Raw genomic sequence first — 21,122 nt, 5'->3', positions numbered from 1 at the left:
TCACACCGCGGCGGCACAGGCCCGCCACCTGCGGTGCATGATCGACACACCCGGGGCGGGGCGGTCGTACGGGGCCGGGACGGGCGGCGCGGGGCGGCGCATACACCGGTGACCTGCGTCGGTGCCGTGCCGCCGGCCGGCTCCGCGGCCTCAGCGCAGCGCGTCGGCCACCTCCCGGGCCGCCTCGACGACCCGGTGCCCGACGCGGTCGCCGACGGTGTCCGCGAGCATCACCACGCCCACGCTGCCCTCGATGCCGCTGACCCCGAGCAGCGGCGCCGCGGCACCGCTCGCACCGGCCTCCAACTCCCCGTGTGTCAGGGCGAGTCCGGATTCGTGCAGCCGGCCCTGGCGGGCCTTGAGGATGGCTCGCCCGGCGGCCCCGCGGTCCAGCGGGTGGCGGAAACCGGCCCGGTAGGCGACGTGGTAGTCGGTCCAGGTCGGCTCGACGACCGCGACGGCCAGCGCCTCGGTTCCGTCGACGAGGGTGAGGTGCGCGGTGGCGCCGACGTCCTCGGCGAGCGCCCGCAGCGCGGGTAGCGCGGCTTCCCTGACCAGCGGGTGTACCTGGCGGCCCAGGCGCAGCACGCCCAGGCCGACTCTGGCCCGGCCGCCGGCGTCGCGGCGCACCAGGGCGTGCTGCTCCAGCGTCGCCAGCAGGCGGTAGACCACGGTGCGGTTGACGCCGAGCTTGTGGGAGAGCTCGGTCACGGTCAGCCCGTGGTCGGTTTCGGCGAGGAGTTTGAGGACACGCAGTCCCCGGTCGAGTGTTTGGGAGGTCTCTGCAGTCACGACGCCCCTCCTGGAGTGAGTGGCGGCGTCCGTACGCGGCGCGCTGACGTCCCAGAACAGCGCGCAAAGAGCCGCCGGCCGCTAGCACCGGCTGCGTCCGCGGCGGCGCTGCCACGGGGCGTGTGCGTGAGCGGGACAGTAGCGAGCAGGTCCGCTCAGCGGAAGAGTCCGTCCAGAATCCGGGCTTCCGCGCCCGGAACATCCCTGTTCATCCGCGGGGTATGCCGTCCCGGCTGCCGCGCGGATGCCTCGCCGTTACCCGGGCGTGACATCCGCGCGGGGCGGTGCGGACCGCCCCGCCCGGGCCCGCCGGGCGTGCTCAGCGCATCCGCGTGGCCCACTCCCGCACCTTCTTGATGCGCTCGTTGAGCTGCCCGGCCGTCGCCTCGGCGCTCGGCGGCCCGCCGCACACCCGGCGCAGCTCGGTGTGGATCACCCCGTGCGGCTTGCCGCTCTGGTGGACGTAGGCGCCCACCAGCGTGTTGAGCTGCTTGCGCAGCTCCAGCAGCTCCTTGTGCGTGACCACCGGGCGCCGCTCGGCCGGCATCTCCAGCAGATCCGCCTCCTCGTCCGGCTTCTTCCGGCTGTGCGCTATCTGCCGCGCCTGCCGCTTCTGGAGCAGCATCTGCACCTGGTCGGGCTCCAGCAGGCCGGGGATGCCGAGGTAGTCCTGCTCCTCCTCGCTGCCCGCGTGCGCCTGCATGCCGAACTCGGCGCCGTCGTAGAGGACCCGGTCGAAGACCGCCTCCGACTCCAGCGCCTCGAACGAGAACTGCTCCTGCTCCCCGGTGTCCTCGTCCTGCTCCCTGTTCGCCTCGTCCATCTCCTGCTCGGACTCGGCGTACGGGTCCTCCTCGCCGTCCTTCTTCGGCTTGTCCAGGACGTGGTCGCGCTCGACCTCCATCTCGTTGGCGAAGCCGAGCAGCATCGGGACGGTGGGCAGGAAGACCGACGCGGTCTCGCCGCGCTTGCGGGACCGGACGAAGCGCCCGACCGCCTGCGCGAAGAACAGCGGCGTGGAGATCGTCGTGGCGTAGACGCCGACCGCGAGCCGGGGCACGTCCACGCCCTCGGAGACCATCCGGACCGCGACCATCCAGCGGTCGTCGGAGTGCGAGAAGTCGTCGATGCGCTGCGAGGCGCCGGAGTCGTCGGACAGCACGAGCGTCGCGCCCTGCCCGGTGATCTCCCGGATCAGCTTGGCGTACGCGCGGGCCTGCTCCTGGTCGGAGGCGATGACCAGGGCACCGGCGTCCGGGATGCCCTTGCGCACCTCGGTCAGCCTCCGGTCGGCGGCCCGCAGCACATTGGGCATCCAGTCGCCGCGCGGGTCCAGCGCGGTGCGCCACGCCTGCGAGACGGCGTCCTTGGTCATCGGCTCGCCGAGCCGCGCCGCGATCTCGTCGCCGGCCTTCGTGCGCCAGCGCATGTTGCCGCTGTAGGAGAGGAAGATGACCGGCCGGACGACGCCGTCGGCGAGCGCGTTCCCGTAGCCGTAGGTGTAGTCCGCCGACGACCGCCGGATCCCGTCGTTGCCCTCCTCGTACGCCACGAACGGGATGGGGTTGGTGTCGGACCGGAAGGGCGTACCGGTCAGCGCCAGCCGCCGGGTCGCCGGCTCGAACGCCTCCAGGCACGCCTCGCCCCACGACTTCGAGTCGCCGGCGTGGTGGATCTCGTCGAGGATGACCAGCGTCTTGCGCTGCTCGATGCGGTTGCGGTGCAGCATCGGCCGCACCCCGACACCGGCGTAGGTGATCGCGATGCCGTGGTACTCCCGGCCCAACGGCCCCGCGCTGTACTCCGGATCGAGCTTGATCCCGATCCGGGCCGCCGCCTCCGCCCACTGCTTCTTCAGGTGCTCGGTCGGTGCGACGACGGTCACCTGCTGCACGACGTGGTGGTGCAGCAGCCACGAGGCGAGGGTGAGCGCGAACGTGGTCTTGCCGGCGCCGGGCGTCGCCACGGCGAGGAAGTCTCTCGGCTGGGTCTGGATGTACCGGTCCATGGCCGCCTGCTGCCAGGCGCGCAGCTTGTTCGCGGTACCCCAGGGGGCCCGGCCCGGGAAGGCCGGGGACAGGTGATGGCTGTTGGTGGCGCTGGTGGTGGTAGTCACGGTCTCCGTCGGGCTGAACTCGGCGATCGGCAACCGCGTCAGCCTACCCGTGCGCCGCTTCCCGCTCCGGGGATACCGCACGCTCCCACCCGGGGGTGGGAGCGACGTCACATCGGGACCGCCGCCGCGCACGGCGCGCGGGGCCGCGCGGCGACGGCGGCCGGAACCTCCGCCGACTGCCCCATGAAAGCCTCGGGCCGCGGCCGCCCCGTCGTCCCCGCCGCCGTCAGGACATCGGGCAAGCCGTCCGCATACCCACCTTCCGTAGCCACGACGACGCCGAGCTGCACTACCGCGTCCTGGGGCCCGCCGGCTCATCGCTGCCGCCGCTGCTGCGCCCGGCCGTCGGCCCGGGGCGGGACGCCGCATACCCCGGCGATCTGGGCGGGATGGCCGCGCACGGCAGCTGATCATCCCGGACAGCCGCGGCACCGGCTCGTCGGCCACTATCCGTGGATGGACGAGCCGGAGCTCTTCAGCCCCGTCGTCGAGGAGTTCCTCCGCGCCTCCTGAGGCCGCCCCGGCACCGCCCGACGGCCGTTCGTGAACCGCGTGTTGCAGCATCGTGGCAGCCCGCCCGGCACCCTTGCCCGGCCCCCCACCCCGCGACCTAGAGTCGGAAGCGCACCGCAACCCGGCCGTGTGCCCGAGTGGTTCAGGGGCTCGCCTGCAAAGCGAGTTACGTGGGTTCGAATCCCGCCACGGCCTCAGAGAAAACACACCCGCACCCAAGTGGTCCAGGGGCTCGCCCGCACCGCATCGACCAGCGGGCTCCGCCCGCGGAGAGTTACGCGGGTTCGCATCCCGCCACGGCCTCGCTGCGCGCGGCACGCCGCGGCGTGCCGCGGACGCGCTCCGGCGCAGCCACCGGAAGGCGGCCCCGACGATGGCGGGGACCGCCTTCCGGGGCGTGTGGCCCCCGGTCCCCACGGTCCTCCCGGTCCCGCCGGTCCCCCTGGTCGCACCGGTCCACCCGGTCCTGCCCTGTGCCGTCCCGTACCGCATCGCTGCCCCCGCAGGCTCGACAGTGGTCCGACGCGGCACCGCTCCGACGTCCGGCGCTGCCGCATCCCGTATCACGCATCCCGTAGCGAAAACCACGGTAAGTGACGCCACTGACAACGACCGTGACGGAGGGTGAACAGGTGCGGCGGGACAGGCAGATCGGAGAACGCAGGCCCGAGAACGCAGGTCGGGGGCGGGCCGGCCGGGCGCCGGACGGCGCTCGGCCGCGGACTACTGCGGCGGAGTCTGCGCCACGGCCGCCTGCGGGCGGATCGGGAGCCGGCCGATCGGGCGGCCGGTGGCGGCGCGGACCGCGGAGGCCACCGCGGCCGGCGCGGTGACGACCGGCACCGCGCTGGCGGGCTTGGCGCCGAACGGGGCGACCACGTCGCGCTCCTCGACGAGCCGGACGATCCGGATGTCCGGGGCGTCCAGCGCGGTCGGCAGCGCATAGCCGGTCAGGTCCGGGTGGCGGACCTGACCGCGGGTGGTGCGCAGGTTCTCCATCAGGGCGGCGCCCAGGCCCTGGGTGACCCCGGCCTCGATACGGGCCCGCAGCTGGGCCGGATTGAGCACCCGGCCCACGTCCTGGGCCACGGTCATCTCCACCACCCGGATGGTGCCCAGCTCGATGTCCACGTCCGCGACGCAGCGGATGGCGCAGAAGGCGAGGCCGACGAAGGCGTCGCCCTGGCCGGTGTCGTCCAGGGGTTCGGTGGGGTGCGGCCGGCACTGGGCGGTGGCCCACAGCTCCTTGCCGTCCAGCGCCTCGGCGACGGTGGTGCTGAGCACCCCGTCGTAGGAGGTGATCTTGCCGTCGGTGATCTGGAGCAGCTCGGTGGACATCCCGAACTTGTGGGCCAGCGGCTGCAGTAGCTGCGTACGGACCATCTTGGCGGCGCGCTCGACGGCGCCTCCGGAGACCCAGGTGTGCCGCCCGTGGCAGGCCCGGCCGGCCGGCGGCTGGTCGGTGTCGACGCCCGCGACGTGCACCTCGTCGACGCCCAGGGTCTCCTGGACGATCTGCCGCGCCAGAGTGGAGAACCCCGAACCGGTCTCCACGGCCGCGCAGATGACGGTGGCGACCGAGCCGCTGACCTTGACGGTGGCGGTGGACACCTCGTCGGCACCCTCCGCGCCCAGCATGTGCACCATGCCCAGGGCGTAGCCGACGCCGCGCCGCACCGCGCCGGGCTCGCCCGCGCCCTCGGGCCCGCCCGGCAGCAGCCACTCCGCTTCCGGGGTGTCCTTGGGCAGTTCGGGCAGCGGCGCCTCCTTGACGGCGCGCAGCAGTTCGGCGACCGGTGCGGGGCAGGTGACGGTCTGCCCCGTGGGGAGCAGATCGCCGGTGGCCATGATGTTGCGCAGGCGGACCTCGTCGGGCTCCAGGCCCAACTGGGCGGCCAGCTTGTCCATTTGGCCCTCGTAGGCCGCGCAGACCTGGAGCGCCCCCTCGCCGCGCATGTGGCCGGACGGCGGGTTGTTGGTGCGCACCGCCCAGCCCTCGACGACGGCGTGCGGGACGACGTACGGGCCGCAGGCGAACGAGACGGCGGCGGCCAGCGCCTCGGCGGAGGTCTCCGCGTAGGCGCCGGCGTCCATCAGGATCTGCGCCTCGACCTTGACGAGCCTGCCCTCGGCGTCAGCGTGGTGCCGGTAGCGCAGCAGCGTGGGGTGGCGGTGGGAGTGCGCGAGGAAGGACTCCTCGCGATTGGCGGCCAGTTTGACCGGGCAGCCCGTACGCAGCGCCAGCAGCCCCAGGGACAGCTGGATGCCGGGGTCCTCGCGGTCGGCGGTGGCGCCGGGCACGCCGGTCACCACGACCTTGACCTGGTCCGGCTCCAACCCGAAGGAGGCGGCGGCCAGATCGCGGTCGGCGTGCGGGTCCGTGGAGGCGGTGTAGATCTCCACCCCGCCGTCGGGGCGCGGCACCGCGAGCCCGGCCTCGGCCCCGATGGGCGCCGGGTCCTGCCGGCCGATGCGGTAGAACCCCTCCACCATGACCTCGCCGACGGCCTCGGGGTCGCCGAAGCGGAGCGGGATGTGCCGGATGAGGTTGCCGTCGGGGTGCAGCGGCTCGGCCTCGAAGGCGAGTTGGGGGTCGGTGACGGCGTCCAGCACCTCGTACTCGACGGCGATGGCGGCGGCGGCCAGCCGGGCCGTGTCCGGGTGGTCGGCGGCCACCGCGGCGATCGGCTCACCGTGGTAGCGGACCTCGTCGTGGGCGAAGACCGGCCGGTCGGCGGTGCCCCGGCCGTACCCCTTGTCGCCGGGCACGTCCTCGTGGGTGACCACCGCGCGCACGCCCGGCATCTCGGTCGCGTACCGGGTGTCGACGGACCGGATCCGCGCCCGGGGGTGCGGGGAGCGCAGCACCGCCGCCCACAGCAGCCCCTCCGCCCACAGGTCCGCGGCGTACGGGAAGGTGCCCTCGGTCTTCGCCGGTGCGTCGGCCGACAGGAGCGAGACGCCCAGGCCGTGCGGCGGCGACTCGACGGGGATCTGGACGCCCGCTGCGGGCGTCGCGGTGACGGCGCCCGCGCCGTCGCTCGTACCACTCATGCCGATCCCTCGCTTCGCCCGCCCCCGCATGCGCGGGGCGCGCCCCCTTCGACAACTCTCCCCCGGCCAGCGGCCGGGAGGACCCGCATGCTGCGCTCGGTCACCCGGTACCCCCCGGCTGCGAATCCCGGTGCGGTGCGCCCTCCGTCGGGTCGGCGGGTCCCGCCTGGTGGGGGATGCGCGCGGTTTCGGCCGGCGCCTCGGGGGCGGCCTCGGCCGCCTCGGCACGGGCCTTGACGACGTCGGCGACGGCGTCCAGGACGCCCCGGTAGCCGGAGCAGCGGCAGAGGTTGCCGCAGAGCGCCTTACGGGTCTCCAGCTCCGTGGGGGCGTGGTTGCCCTCCAGGAGGTCGTGCACGGTCATCGCCATGCCCGGTACGCAGAAGCCGCACTGCACGGCCCCGGACGCGGCCAGGGCGCGCTGCACGTCGGAGGGCACGCCGTGCTGCGCGAGCCCCTCGACGGTGCGGACCTCGCTGCCCGCCGTGGTGGCGGCCGGCACCAGGCAGGACGCGACCAGCCGCCCGTCCACCTGGACCGAACACGCCCCGCACTCCCCCTGGGAGCAGCCGTCCTTGGCGCCGGCCAGGCCGAGCCGCTCGCGCAGCACGTAGAGCAGCGACTCCCCGATCCACGCGTCGGTGACCGGCCGGTCGACGCCGTTGACCCGCAGCACGTAGGAGATCGCGGGGTGTTCGTCGTGGGCGTCCGCCCCTTCGGGGTCGCCGGGGGCCGCGGCGGGGTGCGCCTCGGCGACGGCGATGACGGGCCCTGCCGGTTCGGGCGCTTCGGACACTTCGGATGCTTCGGACGCGCCTTCGGCGTCCGCCGGTCCGGTCGGTCCGGTGGGCTCGGGGTCCGCCGCGGGGTGCGGTGCCTCGGCGGGCGCTTCGGGGGCGGCGGCCTCGGCGGCACCGGGGACGTCCACGGCATCGGCGCCGGCGCCGGCCGGTGCGGCGGGCGCGGCGGGCTCGACGGATGCGGGGTGCTCGGCCGGGGCGTCGTGCCCGGCGGGCGCGTCCACGGCTGCCGGCGCGGCGGGCACCGCACCGGGGTCGATCATGAACTCGCCGGAGGTGTCCGGCTGTTCGCCGTCCGCCGCCGGGATCGTCCAGCCCCCGTTGGCACCGGACGCGGGGGCGTCCGCGGGGGCCTCCTGGTGGGCGGCCGTCTCCTCTTGGGGCGGGGCCGGCGGCCACTGGGCCAGCGCGTCGGCCGGCAGCGACCAGTGCCCGGTCGCCCCGCCCGTCCCGGTCGTCGGGGTGGGGTCGGCCGGGTACGGGTCCACCGCGGGAGCCGCAAACCGCTCGCCGGCGCCTCCGGTGTCGCCCGCGGCGCCGCCCGTGGCGTTCAGGCCGGCCGCGAAGTTCCAGTGCCCGGTGCCGCCCGGCTGCCCGGCGGCGTTGTGCGGCGCCGCGCCGTATCCGCCGTACCCGCCGTCCTCGTAGCGCGCGGCGCCGTGCCCGGTCCGCCGGTCGTCGCCGACCAGGTATTCGCCGGACTCCTCCAGGGCGTCGTCCGCCGCCGGGACCGTCCAGGCGGCGCCGGTGGCCTCCGCGCTGCCCGCGACGGGCCAGTCGACCTGCTCGCCGCCCCACGGCTGGGCCGCTTCCGGGGCGCCGGCCTGATAGCCCACGGACGGGTTCCGGTGGGCCGTGGAGTGCCCGGCCCGGGCCGTCCCGCCGTACCCGGCCGACGGGTCGGCGTATCCGGCCGACGGGTCCGCGAACGGCATCGTCCACTGTCCGGTCGCCGCCGGGTCGGTGCCCGCGCCCGGAACCGAGGGCGCGGCGGTGTGCTGGGTGAAGGAGGCCGGCGGGGTGTAGCCGTGGCCGGGCGCGGCGAGCGGGTCCTGGCCCGGGGTGCCGTAACCGGCGCCGTACGCACCCGTGGTGAAGCCTTCCGGGAGCTGGACGAAGGCGGTCGCCTCCGACTCGTATTCGCCGCCCTGGGGGAGCCGCTGCCAGCCCTGGTCGGGGTGCGGGTGCTGCGGATGGCGGTTGTCTGCCTCAGTCACGAGAGCGCCCTCCCAAGTGCGCGGCGGGCCAGTGCTGCCACCGTACGGCGCAGGTGCAGCGCGGCCGGCGGCAGGGCCGCCGGTTCTGAACCGTCCTGCGGCGGCGCCGGATCGGGGATGCAGGCGGCGGCCACGTAGTCGCCGAAGGCGGCCAGCGCCTCGGGGACCAGGCCGCGTTCGCCGTCCCAGTCGATGAGCGAGGCCACCCACTGCTCGGCCTCCAGGGGGCGCAGCGGCATCGCGGCGACCGCGCCGACCGCGCAGCGCACATTGCGCCGGGCCGGGTCCAGGACCAGCGCGACCGAGGCGGTGGCGCGGCCGGGGCCGGTGCGCCCGGTGGCCTTGAGGAAGGTCTGCGGGGCGTGCAGCAGCGGCACCCGTACGAAGCCGACGAGTTCGCCGGGCTGGAGCATCTCGCGGCCGGTCAGCAGGTGGCTGACCGGGATCTCGCGGCGGCTGCCCTCGGGGCCGGCGACGATGAGCGTGGCCTCCAGGGCGGCGAGCACCGGGAGGGTGTCGCCGGTGGCGGCGGAGGTCACGATGTTGCCGCCGAGGGTCCCGGCGTTGCGGATCTGCGGCGGGCCGGCCGCGCGGGCGGCGGCGGCCAGGCCCGGGATGAGGGCGGCGAAGTCGGGGCGTCCCATACGGGCGAGGGTGAGGCCGGCGCCGAGCAGCGCATGGCCGTCCAGGTACTGCCAGCCGCGGATCTCGCTGATCCGGCCGAGGCCCACCAGGCCGGCCGGTCTGAGGAGTCCGGCGTTGACCGCCGCCATGAGGTCCGTGCCGCCCGCGACGGGCACGGCGGCGGGCATGGCGGTCAGTGCCGCCACCGCCTCGTCGAGCGAGGCCGGCAACGTCACCGTGTGCGACGCCTGCGGTGCGTGCGTGGTCAACCCAGCTGCCCCTTCCCCGGTGTCCCGGCAGTTCCGCTCCGCCGTACGGTACGTGCTCAGAGCCCGGACGTGGCAACTCTGGCACATCTTCGCGGGCCCGGTACGCGAGGGTCCGCGAAGCGCCGATCCGTCCCGGAAGAGGGTGCTGGTCCTGGTTCGTCCGCCGGTGCGGGTGGGTGGGCACCACCGTCCCAGGGTCCGGCCGCACGGGCGCCGGCCTTGCCCGGCGGCTCACACGTTCGGGGGCGCCCCGTCGATCGGGCGTCCGAGCAGGCCGGGACGCCGCTGCCAGGGGCGGGGGCCGCCGGGCGGGCGGTAGTCGACGCCGAGCGCGTCGAGCCGGGCGTAGTGGGCGGTCATCCGGCGGTCGAAGTCCTGGTAGTCGCGCAGGCGCGGCGCGGGCAGCCGCGACCAGGCGACCTCGGCGAGGGCGGCCAGCCGCGGGAAGACCTGGTAGTCGAGGCGCTGTTGACTGTCCATGACCTCGGTCCAGGCGTTGGCCTGGGTGCCCAGGACGTGCCCGGCCTGGGCGTCCGTCAGCTCCGGTGGCACCGGCTCGAAACGGTAGACGTCCTCCAGGGTGCGGACGTAGCCGATCGGCACCGGCTCGTCCGGGGAGGCGTGCTGACGGTGGTCCAGGTACACCTGCTGCTCGGGGCACATGACGACGTCGTGGCCGGATTTGGCCGCGGCCACGCCGCCCGCGCAGCCGCGCCAGGAGGACACCGCGGCGCCCTCCGCCAGGCCCCCTTCCAGGATTTCGTCCCAGCCGATGAGGCGCCGCCCGCGGGCGGTGAGCCAGCGGTCGAAGTGCCGGACGAACCAGCTCTGGAGGCCGTCCTCGCCGTCCAGGGACAGTGCGGCGATCCGGTCCTGGGCCGCCGGCGACGCCTTCCACTGGTCCTTGGGGCACTCGTCGCCGCCCAGGTGCACGAACCGCGAGGGGAAGAGCTCCAACACCTCCTCCAGCACGTGCTCGTAGAAGCGCAGAGTCGTGTCGGTGGGCGCCAGTACGTTGGGATTGACGCCCCAGGTGTCCCAGACCTTCAGGGAGGTGGTGTCGACGACGTCGGTGTTGCCCAGTTCCGGGTATGCCGCGATGGCGGCCTGGGAGTGGCCGGGGACATCGATTTCGGGGACGACGGTGATCTGCCGCCGCGCGGCGTAGGCGACGATCTCGCGGAGGTCGTCCTGGGTGTAGTAACCGCCGTGCGGGCGCGGGTCCCAGAGGGGGGAGGCGCGGTGGCCGAGCTTGGTGCGCTCGCGCCAGCCGCCGGTTTCGGTCAGCTTCGGGTAGCGGCGGATCTCGATCCGCCAGCCCTGGTCGTCGGTGAGGTGGAGGTGCAGGACGTTCAGCTTGTGCGCGGCCAGCAGGTCGACGTAGCGGAGCACGCCGTCCTTGGGCAGGAAGTGCCGGGCGACGTCGAGCATCAGGCCGCGCCAGCCGAAGCGCGGGGCGTCCTCGATCGTCTGCTCGGGCAGGGCGGCCGGCCGGCCGGGGACGAGCGGGGCGCGGCGGAAGGCGTCCGGGCCGAGGAGCTGACGGAGCGTCTGGGCACCCCAGAAGACGCCGGCCGGGCCGCCGCCGGCGATGCGCACGCCCCAGCGGGCGTCCGCCTCCAGGCGGTAGCCCTCCGCGGGCAGGGCCGGGTCGAGGGCCAGCGCGAGGGTGTCGGACGCCTCGCCGGAGCCGGGCGGCAGCGGCAGCCCGAAGGCGTCGCCGAGGGTGGCGCGCAGCCAGTGCGCGGTGTCCTCGGTCCCGGGAGCGGCGGCCAGCGCGGTCTGCCCGCCGAGCCGTACGGTCCCGGGGTGCGGCCCGTCGACGCTCAACGGCGCCGGGATCAGAGCCGTGCCACCGCCGCGGTCAGGATGGGTCCGTACTTCTGTCACGGCGTCAATCCTCACCGCCCCGGCGCGGCGGAAAACCCGCCGCGGCGGTCGGTGTCGCGGCCGGACCGGACGGACCCGCGGACCGGGGACGCCGACGGGTCCGGGTCCGTGCGGGACCCGGACCCGGAGGTACGGCGGGCACGGCGAACCGGCCCGGGGCGCAGGCCCTGCGGCTACTTCTTGCCGCCGTCCTTGCCGCCCTTGTCCTTGTCGCCGCCGGCGCCCATGGACTCGAAGATCTCCTTGCACATGGGGCAGACCGGGTACTTCTTCGGGTCGCGACCCGGGACCCAGACCTTGCCGCAGAGCGCCACGACGGGGGTACCGTCGAGCGCGCTCGCCATGATCTTGTCCTTCTGGACGTAGTGGGCGAAGCGCTCGTGGTCGCCGTCGCCGTGCGACACCTGCGGTGTCGGCTCTACGAGGGTCCCCGTACCTGCCCCGCGCTCGGGCTCAAGAGTGCTCATAACAGCCAAGGGTACTCACGCGCGCCGCGCGCCGGGAGCGTCGGCCCGCCGCCAGGTGCAGCGCCGGTCGCGACCGATCGGACAGGCCCTACGACGCGGCCACCGGCACACCGCCCCGGTCCCCGGCCGTCAGCCCCAGCTCCGTGGCGAACGCCAGCCCGGCCTCCGGGCGGACCTCGTACCAGCAGTCCCGGCCGCAGACCGCGTCCAGCAGCGCCGATATGTCCTGGGCACCGACCGCACGGGCCCCGGCCGCGGCGAGGAACGCGCGGACCGCGGCCGCCGCGTCGACCTCCGTCTCGGTCCGCGCCACCAGGTGCTCGATGATCTCGTCGACCGCCTCGTCGCCGGGCGCCGTCCAGCTCACCGCCATGGCCAGCCCGTCGTCCGGCATCGCCGCCGGATACGGGGCGCGGGCCCAGGCGCCGTCCTCGTACCAGTAGACGAACCCGAGGAGGTTCCCCCGGGCGTCGTCCCGCAGGCGCTCCCAGGGCAGCCACTCGGGGCCGCCGGCCAGGAAGTCGATCTGCCGGTCGCCGCTGTGCGTGTAGCTGCCGTCCGAGTCCTGGCCGCAGAGCACGGCGCGGCCGTCGCCGTAGAACGTCAGCCGCCACCAGTAGGCGCCGCCGTCGTTCCAGCACTGCAACCCGTCGGGGCCCCAGGAGAACTCGTCCCAGTCGTCCAGGGCCGCGGCCACCACCGCCAGCGTCGCGGCCCGCGCCCACAGCTGCTCCGGGTGGTCCAGATCCTCGGGCACGCTCGGCCTGTGCATGGCGCACTCTCCTGTCCGTCCTGCGCGGCCCCGATCGGGGTGTCCCCTGCGCATGGGGGTCCTCCCTGTTCGAGCGCAGTCGAGAACTTGGGGGAGGAGTTGGGAGCCTGGGGAGGCGACCGCGCACTGTTGCCTGACACAACGAACGATAGCGACGGGGTCTGACAATCCCCCATGACGAAGCTGTCACAAAGCGCCCGGTGCGCCCCCGGGCGCACCACCCGGCGGGTACAGGGGCGTGCGCGCCGTGCGCAGCGGGCCGCGGCGCGCCCCGGTCAGTTCAGCGAGGGGTCGTCCGGATACGTGGCCACCATCGCCAGTTCGTTCCGCTGCCGCCGCAGCACCGCCCGCCACAGCTGCTCGGGATCGGGCGAGGAGACATCGCCCGGCTCGGACTCGACGACGTACCAGGCGCCCTCCACCAGCTCGTCCTCCAGCTGGCCGGGCCCCCAGCCCGCGTACCCGGCGAAGATCCGCAGACTGCCGAGCACCGCCGCGAGCAGCTCCGGCGGGGCCTCCAGGTCCACCAGGCCGATCGCACCGTGCACCCGGCGCCAGCCCAACGGCTCGTCCTCGGCCACCGGGTCGTCGGCCGCCCCCATGGCCCGCGCGCCGGCCGGGTCGCCGGCCGCGCGATCCGTACGGGCGCCGCCCTCCATGGACGGGACGCCGCTGTCGCCGGGCAGCCCGCCGGGCACCACGGCCACGCCGAGCGCCGAGTCCAGCGAGACCGGGCCGCCCTGGAAGACCACCCCCGGCTCACCGGCGAGCTCGGCCCAGGGGGCGAGGATGTCCGCGACGCCGACCGGCGTGGGGCGGTTGAGGATCACGCCGAGGGAGCCCTCCTCGTCGTGGTCGAGGAGGAGCACCACCGCGCGGTCGAAATTCGGGTCGGCGAGTGCGGGTGTGGCGACGAGCAGCCGGCCTGTGAGCGAGGACACCTCGGTCATGGCCACATGATCCCGCACTTCTGCCCCGAGCGGGGAGTCGACGCCGGGACCGTTGCGAGAGCAGGGCAGGGCGTACGGCGGCAGCCCCGGCGCACGAGGGCCGCGCCCTATGCCCCATTCCAGACATTCTGCGCGTTTTTACCCAAAAGGCGATTACGAATCAAAGCGTGATCGTAGCGGAGCGTGTTGTGGCAAAGCCATTACATGCCGGAACCCCGCACGGCCATACGGACACCCCCTCGGCCGCCCTTACCATTTCCCCTGGCCCTGACCGACTCCAGGAACGCGAGATCCATGACCGTCTCTACTGACGACGTACTGCTTGTCCACGGCGGCACCCCGCTGGAGGGCGAGATCCGGGTTCGCGGTGCGAAGAACCTTGTGCCCAAGGCCATGGTCGCCGCGCTCCTCGGCAGCGGTCCCAGCCGGCTGCGCAACGTGCCCGACATCCGTGACGTACGGGTGGTGCGCGGACTGCTCCAGCTGCACGGCGTCACGGTGCGTCCCGGGGACGAGCCGGGCGAGCTGGTCCTCGACCCGTCGCACGTGGAGAGCGCCAACGTCGCGGACATCGACGCGCACGCCGGCTCCTCGCGGATCCCGATCCTGTTCTGCGGCCCGTTGCTGCACCGTCTGGGCCACGCGTTCATCCCGGGCCTGGGCGGCTGCGACATCGGCGGCCGGCCGGTGGACTTCCACTTCGACGTGCTGCGCCAGTTCGGCGCGAAGATCGAGAAGCGCGCCGACGGGCAGTACCTGGAGGCCCCGCAGCGGCTGCGCGGCTGCAAGATCCGGCTGCCGTACCCGTCGGTCGGCTCGACCGAGCAGGTGCTGCTGACGGCCGTACTGGCCGAGGGCGTCACCGAGCTGTCGAACGCCGCCGTGGAGCCGGAGATCGAGGACCTCATCTGCGTCCTGCAGAAGATGGGCGCGATCATCTCCATGGACACCGACCGGACGATCCGGATCACCGGTGTCGACAAGCTCGACGGCTACACCCACCGCGCCCTCCCGGACCGCCTGGAGGCGGCCTCCTGGGCGTCCGCGGCGCTGGCCACCGAGGGCAACATCTACGTCCGCGGCGCGCACCAGCGGTCGATGATGACGTTCCTGAACACCTTCCGTAAGGTCGGCGGCGCCTTCGAGATCGACGACGAGGGCATCCGCTTCTGGCACCCGGGCGGCTCGCTCGACGCCATCGCCCTGGAGACCGACGTCCACCCCGGCTTCCAGACCGACTGGCAGCAGCCGCTGGTCGTCGCGCTGACCCAGGCTTCGGGCCTGTCGATCGTGCACGAGACGGTCTACGAGTCCCGGCTCGGCTTCACCTCCGCGCTCAACCAGATGGGCGCGCACATCCAGCTCTACCGCGAGTGCCTGGGCGGCTCCGCCTGCCGCTTCGGCCAGCGCAACTTCCTGCACTCCGCGGTCGTCTCCGGCCCCACCAAGCTGCAGGGCGCCGACCTGGTCATCCCCGACCTGCGCGGCGGCTTCTCGTACCTGATCGCGGCGCTGGCGGCGCAGGGCACCTCACGGGTGCACGGCATCGACCTGATCAACCGCGGCTACGAGAACTTCATGGAGAAGCTCGTCGAACTGGGCGCGAAGGTCGAACTCCCCAACGGGGCGCTCCGGGGCTGAGGCGGACACGCCGATTCCCCCCCCCACCCCACCCACACACCCTCCCCCGCCCCCTCCCCCGAAGGGGGAGAGGGGGGTGGGGGCGGGGGCAGAAAACGGCAGGGCGATCCCCCTCCCCCTCGCTCCCCCTCACCCCACCCCTTCCCCCGCCCGCTCCGCCACCAGGACCGGCTTCTCGTGCGGGACCACCGTGCAGCGCGCGCCCACGGTCAGGTCGGCCGCCTCCCAGCTGGGCAGGTCGGCCTTGACCGGCACGCCGGACTCGGTGGTGAGGTGGAGCCGGGTGGTGGCTCCCAGGAAGGTCGCCACCCGTACGGTCGCGGTCGTCCCCTCCGCGTCCGCGTCCGTACGGATGGCGAGCCCCTCCGGCCGCAGCAGTACGTCGACCGCGCGGCCCGCCGCCGGGGCCGTCCCGTGGATGGGCAGCCGGCGGCCGAGGATTTCGACCACCCCGCCCTCCCGGACCGTGCCCGGCAGCCGGTTCATGGTGCCGACGAACTCCGCGACGAACGGGGTCGCCGGGCGCTCGTACAGCTCGTTGGGCGGGGCGCACTGTTCGAGCCGGCCGCCGCGCATCACCGCGACGCGGTCGGCCATGGACAGCGCCTCCTCTTGGTCGTGGGTGACGAAGACGGTGGTGATGCCGAGTTCGAGCTGGATGCGGCGGATCTCCTCCCGCAGGGTGAGCCGCACCTTGGCGTCCAGGGCGGACAGCGGCTCGTCCAGGAGGAGCACACGGGGGCGGATGGCGAGCGCGCGGGCCAGTGCGACGCGCTGCTGCTGGCCGCCGGAGAGCTGGTGCGGGTAGTGGCCGGCGCGGCCGGGCAGGCCGACGAGGTCCAGCAACTCCCGGGCCCGGGCGGTCCGTTCGGCGGCGGGGGTGTTGCGGACCCGCAGCCCGTAGGCGACGTTGCCGGCCGCCGTCATGTTGGGGAAGAGGCTGTACGACTGGAAGACCATGCCGATGTCGCGGCGGTTGGCCGGTACGGCGGTGACGTCCTCGCCGCCCATCAGGAGCGCGCCGCTGTCGGCGGTCTCGAAGCCGGCGATGATCCGCAGTGCGGTGGTCTTGCCGCAGCCTGAGGGTCCGAGCAGGGCGATCAGCTCGCCGGCGGCGATGTCGAGGTCGAGGCCGTCGAGGGCGGTGGTGGAGCCGAACTCCCGGCGCAGCCCTCGGAGTTGCAGCGGGACGGTCATGCGTTCTTCCTTTGTTCGCCGGCTCGGCGGGCCCGGCCGCCGGCCACGGTGGTGAGCAGGAGCAGCAGCCCCCAGGTGAGGAGCAGGCTGAGCATGGCGGCGGCGCCGGCGAGTTCCGCGTCCTGGCCGCCGACCTCGACCATCCAGACGGCGAACGGCCGGTAGCCGAGCACGGAGGCGACGGTGTACTCGCCGAGCACCATGGCCAGGCTGAGCACCGCCCCGCCGACCACCGCGCCACGCAGGTTCGGCAGCACCACCCGCCACAGCGTCACCAGCCGCGAGGCGCCCAGGCTGCGGGACGCCTCGACCAGGGTGCCGAGGTCGACGGCGCGCAGTCCGGCGTCCAGGGAGCGGTAGAGGAACGGCAGCGACATGACGGTGTAGAGCAGGACCAGGACGAGCGGGAAGTTCTCGTTCTGGATGGCCATCAGGGTTTCGTAGAACGGCGTACGGGCCAGGTCGGGCGCCCAGGAGAGGACCGTGTTGACGCCCGCGACCAGCGCGATCGGCGGCACCACGAGCGGCGTCATGCACAGGATCTCCAGCAGGGGCCGCAGCCGGGGCAGCCGCAGGTGGACCACGACCATGGCGGGCACCACCAGCAGCAGTCCCAGCACGACGGTGGTCAGGCCCAGTTCGACGGAGAGCAGCAGGCTGCCCGCCATGTCGGCGGAGATCAGGTGGCCGGTGTAGACGTCGAGGGTGAGGCCCTTGACGGGGTCGTCGACGGTGAACCAGACGGAGGCGGCGACGGGGACGAGGAAGTAGAGCAGCGCCGGCGCCAGGACGGCGAGGCGCCCGTAGGGGAGCCGGCGCCGGCCGCGGCGGGCGCCCGGTGCGCCGCTCGCGGGCCGTTCGCCGTCGTTGCCGGGTCGTTCGCCGTCGTCGGCGGGCCGCGGGGGTGCGTCCTGTGCCGTGGTCGTCATCCCAGCCATCGGGCGCTCCTCCGCTGCAGCGGTATCTGTACGGCCATCACCAGCAGCGCGATCAGCACCATGTTCAGGCTCATGGCCAGGGCGAGGTTCTCCTGGCCGGTCAGGACGTTGCCGGCCAGGGCGTTGGAGATCTGCACGGTGATCAGCGGCACCGAGCTGCCGACCATGACGGCGGCGGTGGCGTGTGAGGCGAAGGCGGTGCCGAAGAGCAGTACCGCGCCGCCGAGGAGGGAGGGGGCCAGGACGGGGATGCCGATGTGCCGCCAGAACTGGCCGCGGGTGGCGCCGCAGGAGGCGGCGGCCTCCTGCCACTGGGTGCGGAGCCCGTCGAGGGCGGGCAGGACGGTCACCACCATCAGCGGGATCATGAAGTACAGGTAAGCGAGCACCAGTCCGGTGAAGCTGTAGAGGCTGAATCCGGCGTCGGACAGCGCGAGCAGCCGGGTCAGGGTGCCGGTGGTGCCCAGGGTGGCGACGAAGGCGAAGGCGAGCGGGGCGCCGGAGAAGTTGGCGAGCACGCCGGAGGCGGCGACCACAGCCTTGCGGAGCGCGGGGCGGCGGGAGGAGACCACGGCCTGCGCGATGAGGGTGCCGGCGACGGTCGCCAGCAGGGCGGACACCAGGGAGAGTTGGATGCTGCCGCCGAGTCCGGTGGCGTAGATCCCGGACCAGGACTGGCGGGCGTTGGCCAGGGTGGCGTGGGCGGTGCCGGTGGCCGGGTCGGTGGCGGTGAAGGCGCCGTATACGAGGGCGCCGGCCGGCAGGCCGAAGCAGAGTGCCAGGAACGCGAAGAAGGGCAGGACGGCCGGCCAGTGGAGGCGGCCCGGTCGGCGGGTCCGGCGCCGGCCGGCGGGGGCGGTGTCCGCGGAGGCGGCAGGTCGGTCGGATCGGTCGGGTTGGTCGGGTTGGTCGGGTTGGTCGGGTTGGTCGCTCATGCGTGGGGGGTTTCTCCAGGGGGCGGGAAAGTGGGGGGAGTTGGGGTTACCCGACGGCCTTTCCCCAGCCCTCGGTGACGGCCACCTTGGCGGCGTCCTCCTGTTCCGGGGTGGGGAACTTCGGGGTGCCGTGGACGGCGGGCAGGCGGGCGGCGGCCTGCTTGTCGGCGGTGCCGTCGCGCTCCATCCGGTCGAGCAGCACGGGCCGGGAGTAGCCGCGCAGCCAGGTGTTCTGGCCTTCGGGGCTGTAGAGGAACTCCAGCCACAGCCGGGCGGCGGCGGGGTGCGGGGCGTAGGCGTTGACGGCCTGGTTGTAGTACTGGGCGTACTGGCCGTCGGAGGGGACGGCGACGCGCCAGTCGACGCCCTTGGACTTCAGGTCGCGGGCGTAGCCGAGGTTGAGGTAGTCCCAGTCGACGGAGATCGGGGTCTCGCCCTTGCGGATGGTGGCGAGGGAGGACTGCACGGGGACGAAGTTGCCGCGCTGCTTGAGCTTGCGGAAGAAGTCCAGGCCGGGGCGGATGTCGTCGAGGGAGCCGCCGTTGGCGAGTGCGGCGGCGAAGACCGCGGAGAACGCCGCGGACGCCTCGGTGGGGTTGCCGTTGAGCGCGATCTTGTCCTTGTACCGCGGGTCGAGGAGTTCGGCGAAGGTCGTCGGGCAGCGTTTGACGGCCTTGGCGTCGCAGCCGATGGAGACATAGCCGCCGTAGTTGTCGAGGGAGGTGCCGTCGGCCTGCTTCTGGGCGCCAGGGACGTGCTGCCACTCGGCCACCTTGTACGGGGCGAGGAGTCGTTTGCCGCGGGCGTTGCGCATGAAGGAGGTGCCGAGGTCGAGGGCGTCGACGGCGCGGTCCTGGCCGCGGCGCTTGTCGGCGGCCCCGAGGGCGAGCTGGCTGGTGCCGCCGGGGTTCTCGTTGTGGACCTGTATGCCGTACCTGCGCTCGAAGGTCCGGATCATCTCGCCGTAGTTCGCCCAATCGGGAGCGAGGGCATAGACGTTGAGCCGGCCTTCCTTCTTGGCGGCCCTGACGAGGCCGGCCATCCCGCCGAGGTCCGCGGCCGACCGGGCGGTGGCCGCCTTGCTGGTGACGGCGGCCGGGGCGTAGCCGCAGCCGGCGGCGGCCGGGGCGGCCACGAGGGCGGCGGCGCAGGCGGCGAGCGCGCGGCGCCGGCGGGCCGGTCGGAGTGGCTTCACGTCGGTACTCCTGGGTCTTCGGCTCTCCACTTGTATGAACAAGCCGCCGTCAGTAAGCCCCGACAAACTAACCTCAAGTCGTCCCCCGCACCAACCCCTGATGAACAATAAAACCGCAGGTCATAAGCGTTATGATGGAAAAGGTTTAGAGCTTCGCAGAGCGGTTAGACGCATACCCCGTACCTGCGTGGACAAGCCATTCTGTGCACAGTGATCTGACCCGCGAGGAGCCCCGTTGACCCGACGCCACCAGCAGATCGCCGAGACGCTGCGCCGGGCGATCACCGATGGCGACCTCCCTGTGGGCAGCGCGCTGCCCTCGGAGACCGAACTGGCCGCCGCCCACGGCGTCTCCCGCGGCACGGTCCGCCAGGCCCTGGCCGCGCTGCTCGGCGAGGGGCTGATCGGCTCCCGCCAGGGCGCCCGGCACATCGTGCTGAGCACCGCGCCGAGCCAGAGCTTCACCGAGCTGCGCAGCTTCGCCCAGTGGGCGCGGGCCGGCGGCCACTCCCCCGGCGGCCGGGTCCTGGAGTCGGCACGCGGCGCCGCCGACCGCGCGGAGGCCGCACTGCTCCAGCTGGCGCCCGGCGCCGGAGTGCTGCGGGTGGTGCGACTGCGCACGCTGGACGGCGCGCCCGTACTGCTGGAGCGGACCGTCTACGCGGGCTGGATCGCCGAGGCAGTCGAGGCGCTGCCGGCCGACTGTGAGTCGGTCACCCAGGCGCTCCTCGACTCCCACGGCCTGGTCTTCGCACACGGCGAGCACCATCTCGACGCGGTCGCCGCGGGCACCACCGACGCCCGGGAGTTGCGGGTGCGACGGGGCAGCCCGCTGCTGCGGGTGCGCCGTACGACGACCACCGCGGAGGGCCGCCCGGTCGAGACGTCCGACGACCGCTACCGCCCCGGCGCGGTGGTCTTCACCGTGCGCAACTCCACCCAGGCCAACCCCCTGGCCCGCACCCCGGCCGGCTGACCGCCCGCCCCGCCCGTCCGCCCCGCTTCCCTACCGAACAGCGAGCCCGCATGCCCACGCCCACTCCTCCCGACCGCGCGCTGCCCGCCGCCCTGCTGTGCGACATGGACGGCACCCTGGTCGACACCGAGCACCAGTGGCTGGCGACGGTGGCCGGCTTCCTGCGCGACCAGGGCGCCCCGGCCGGTGACGAGGCGGTCACCTCGTTCGCCGGCGCGCCCATCGACGACGCCGCCGCGCGCCTGGTGCGCGACCACGGCATCCGCATCGGCCTCACCCGGACGGCCGCCCTCCTGGACCGGGACTTCACTGCCCGGGTCGCGGCGGGGGTCGCCGTCCAGCCGGGCGCGCTGCGGCTGCTGGACCGGGCCCGGGCGCTCGGCATACCGGCGGCCCTGGTCACGGCCTCGGAGCGGCATGTCGCCGATCTGGTGCTGCGCACTCTGGGGGCGCACCGCTTCGCGCTGTCGGTGACGTCCGGCGAGGCGCCGCGCGGCAAGCCGCACCCGGACCCGTATCTGGCCGCCGCGGCCGGTCTCGGTGTCGACCCGGCCCACTGCCTGGCCGTCGAGGACACCCCCACCGGCGCCGCCGCCGCGCTGGCCGCGGGCTGCCGGCTGCTGGCGGTGCCGACGGTGCCGGGCATCGTCCCCGGCCCCCGTACGGCCGTGGTGGCGTCGCTGGAGGACGTGGAGCTCACCGACCTGCCGTTCCCCCGGGCCGCCTGAGCGCGCCGTAGACGGGCATACACAAGGGCGGCCACCCCGGGAGAGGGG

Annotated in this window: 17 protein-coding genes and 1 tRNA gene; 5 read left to right on the top strand and 13 right to left on the bottom strand. The window is 74.0% G+C overall.

All coding sequences use genetic code 11. From position 1 onward, the window contains the following. Positions 1 to 150: 150 nt before the first annotated feature. Together ACO1BR_RS33270 and ACO1BR_RS33265 are read right to left on the bottom strand one after the other, a co-directional pair. Positions 151 to 792 carry an IclR family transcriptional regulator gene (locus ACO1BR_RS33270; RefSeq protein ID WP_159503540.1) on the bottom strand — a complete coding sequence of 214 codons (642 nt, stop codon included), beginning with the start codon at positions 790 to 792 and terminating at the stop codon, positions 151 to 153. A gap of 319 nt (positions 793 to 1,111) precedes the next feature. Further along, positions 1,112 to 2,908 carry a DEAD/DEAH box helicase gene (locus tag ACO1BR_RS33265; RefSeq protein ID WP_426798826.1) on the bottom strand — a complete coding sequence of 599 codons (1,797 nt, stop codon included), beginning with the start codon at positions 2,906 to 2,908 and terminating at the stop codon, positions 1,112 to 1,114. A 95-nt stretch (positions 2,909 to 3,003) separates the two neighbouring features. Here ACO1BR_RS33265 and ACO1BR_RS33260 point away from each other — a divergent pair, with 95 nt between their 5' ends. Both ACO1BR_RS33260 and ACO1BR_RS33255 read left to right on the top strand, forming a co-directional pair. Further along, the gene (locus ACO1BR_RS33260; RefSeq protein ID WP_426798825.1) at positions 3,004 to 3,318 is read left to right on the top strand and encodes a hypothetical protein; all 315 of its coding nucleotides are present in this window, start codon (positions 3,004 to 3,006) and stop codon (positions 3,316 to 3,318) included. A gap of 226 nt (positions 3,319 to 3,544) precedes the next feature. Then, a tRNA-Cys gene (locus tag ACO1BR_RS33255) sits at positions 3,545 to 3,616 on the top strand. A gap of 528 nt (positions 3,617 to 4,144) precedes the next feature. Here ACO1BR_RS33255 and ACO1BR_RS33250 read toward each other — a convergent pair. The 7 genes from ACO1BR_RS33250 to ACO1BR_RS33220 form a co-directional block, all read right to left on the bottom strand. Beyond that, positions 4,145 to 6,475, bottom strand: a complete 2,331-nt coding sequence (locus tag ACO1BR_RS33250; RefSeq protein WP_426798824.1) for a xanthine dehydrogenase family protein molybdopterin-binding subunit — start codon at positions 6,473 to 6,475, stop codon at positions 4,145 to 4,147. Between the two features lie 100 nt (positions 6,476 to 6,575). Continuing rightward, positions 6,576 to 8,492 (bottom strand): 2Fe-2S iron-sulfur cluster-binding protein, encoded by a 1,917-nt coding sequence (locus ACO1BR_RS33245; RefSeq protein ID WP_426798823.1) that lies wholly within the window; start codon positions 8,490 to 8,492, stop codon positions 6,576 to 6,578. Then, positions 8,489 to 9,385 carry an FAD binding domain-containing protein gene (locus ACO1BR_RS33240; RefSeq protein WP_426798822.1) on the bottom strand — a complete coding sequence of 299 codons (897 nt, stop codon included), beginning with the start codon at positions 9,383 to 9,385 and terminating at the stop codon, positions 8,489 to 8,491. The genes ACO1BR_RS33245 and ACO1BR_RS33240 overlap by 4 nt, the downstream gene beginning before the upstream one ends. A 231-nt stretch (positions 9,386 to 9,616) precedes the next feature. Further along, positions 9,617 to 11,275, bottom strand: coding sequence for a beta-N-acetylhexosaminidase (locus ACO1BR_RS33235; RefSeq protein WP_426798821.1), 1,659 nt, complete (start codon positions 11,273 to 11,275; stop codon positions 9,617 to 9,619). Positions 11,276 to 11,448: 173 nt separating this feature from the next. Next, a complete protein-coding gene (locus ACO1BR_RS33230) occupies positions 11,449 to 11,742 on the bottom strand; it encodes a DUF3039 domain-containing protein (protein ID WP_026169910.1) in 294 nt (97 codons plus the stop codon). Positions 11,743 to 11,830: 88 nt separating this feature from the next. Next, a complete protein-coding gene (locus tag ACO1BR_RS33225; protein WP_426798820.1) occupies positions 11,831 to 12,514 on the bottom strand; it encodes a hypothetical protein in 684 nt (227 codons plus the stop codon). A gap of 275 nt (positions 12,515 to 12,789) precedes the next feature. After that, on the bottom strand, positions 12,790 to 13,464 hold the full coding sequence (locus tag ACO1BR_RS33220; protein WP_426798819.1) for a YqgE/AlgH family protein: 675 nt from the start codon (positions 13,462 to 13,464) through the stop codon (positions 12,790 to 12,792). 294 nt (positions 13,465 to 13,758) lie between these two features. Between ACO1BR_RS33220 and murA the strand changes: the two genes are divergently transcribed. Then, on the top strand, positions 13,759 to 15,105 hold the full coding sequence (gene murA / locus ACO1BR_RS33215) for a UDP-N-acetylglucosamine 1-carboxyvinyltransferase (protein WP_159503532.1): 1,347 nt from the start codon (positions 13,759 to 13,761) through the stop codon (positions 15,103 to 15,105). A 129-nt stretch (positions 15,106 to 15,234) separates the two neighbouring features. Here murA and ACO1BR_RS33210 read toward each other — a convergent pair whose 3' ends face one another. Genes ACO1BR_RS33210 through ACO1BR_RS33195 form a run of 4 tightly spaced genes read right to left on the bottom strand, consistent with a single transcriptional unit; the run spans position 15,235 to position 19,370 of the window. Further along, positions 15,235 to 16,302 carry an ABC transporter ATP-binding protein gene (locus ACO1BR_RS33210; protein WP_426798818.1) on the bottom strand — a complete coding sequence of 356 codons (1,068 nt, stop codon included), beginning with the start codon at positions 16,300 to 16,302 and terminating at the stop codon, positions 15,235 to 15,237. After that, the gene (locus tag ACO1BR_RS33205; protein WP_426798817.1) at positions 16,299 to 17,240 is read right to left on the bottom strand and encodes an ABC transporter permease; all 942 of its coding nucleotides are present in this window, start codon (positions 17,238 to 17,240) and stop codon (positions 16,299 to 16,301) included. The genes ACO1BR_RS33210 and ACO1BR_RS33205 overlap by 4 nt, the downstream gene beginning before the upstream one ends. Continuing rightward, the gene (locus ACO1BR_RS33200) at positions 17,228 to 18,175 is read right to left on the bottom strand and encodes an ABC transporter permease (RefSeq protein WP_426798816.1); all 948 of its coding nucleotides are present in this window, start codon (positions 18,173 to 18,175) and stop codon (positions 17,228 to 17,230) included. The genes ACO1BR_RS33205 and ACO1BR_RS33200 overlap by 13 nt, the downstream gene beginning before the upstream one ends. A gap of 46 nt (positions 18,176 to 18,221) precedes the next feature. Continuing rightward, positions 18,222 to 19,370 (bottom strand): extracellular solute-binding protein, encoded by a 1,149-nt coding sequence (locus ACO1BR_RS33195; RefSeq protein WP_426798815.1) that lies wholly within the window; start codon positions 19,368 to 19,370, stop codon positions 18,222 to 18,224. A gap of 235 nt (positions 19,371 to 19,605) precedes the next feature. Here ACO1BR_RS33195 and ACO1BR_RS33190 point away from each other — a divergent pair, with 235 nt between their 5' ends. Together ACO1BR_RS33190 and ACO1BR_RS33185 are read left to right on the top strand one after the other, a co-directional pair. Continuing rightward, entirely contained in the window at positions 19,606 to 20,346 is a 741-nt protein-coding gene (locus tag ACO1BR_RS33190) for a GntR family transcriptional regulator (RefSeq protein WP_426798814.1), read from the top strand. A gap of 50 nt (positions 20,347 to 20,396) precedes the next feature. Continuing rightward, positions 20,397 to 21,074, top strand: a complete 678-nt coding sequence (locus ACO1BR_RS33185) for an HAD family hydrolase (protein WP_426798813.1) — start codon at positions 20,397 to 20,399, stop codon at positions 21,072 to 21,074. The last annotated feature ends 48 nt before the right edge of the window (positions 21,075 to 21,122 follow it).

Source organism: Streptomyces sp. YGL11-2 (genome assembly GCF_050054615.1).
GTDB lineage: Bacteria > Actinomycetota > Actinomycetes > Streptomycetales > Streptomycetaceae > Streptomyces.
The sequence above is the reverse complement of the archived record's forward strand: the minus strand, read 5'-3'. Positions and strand labels throughout refer to the sequence as shown.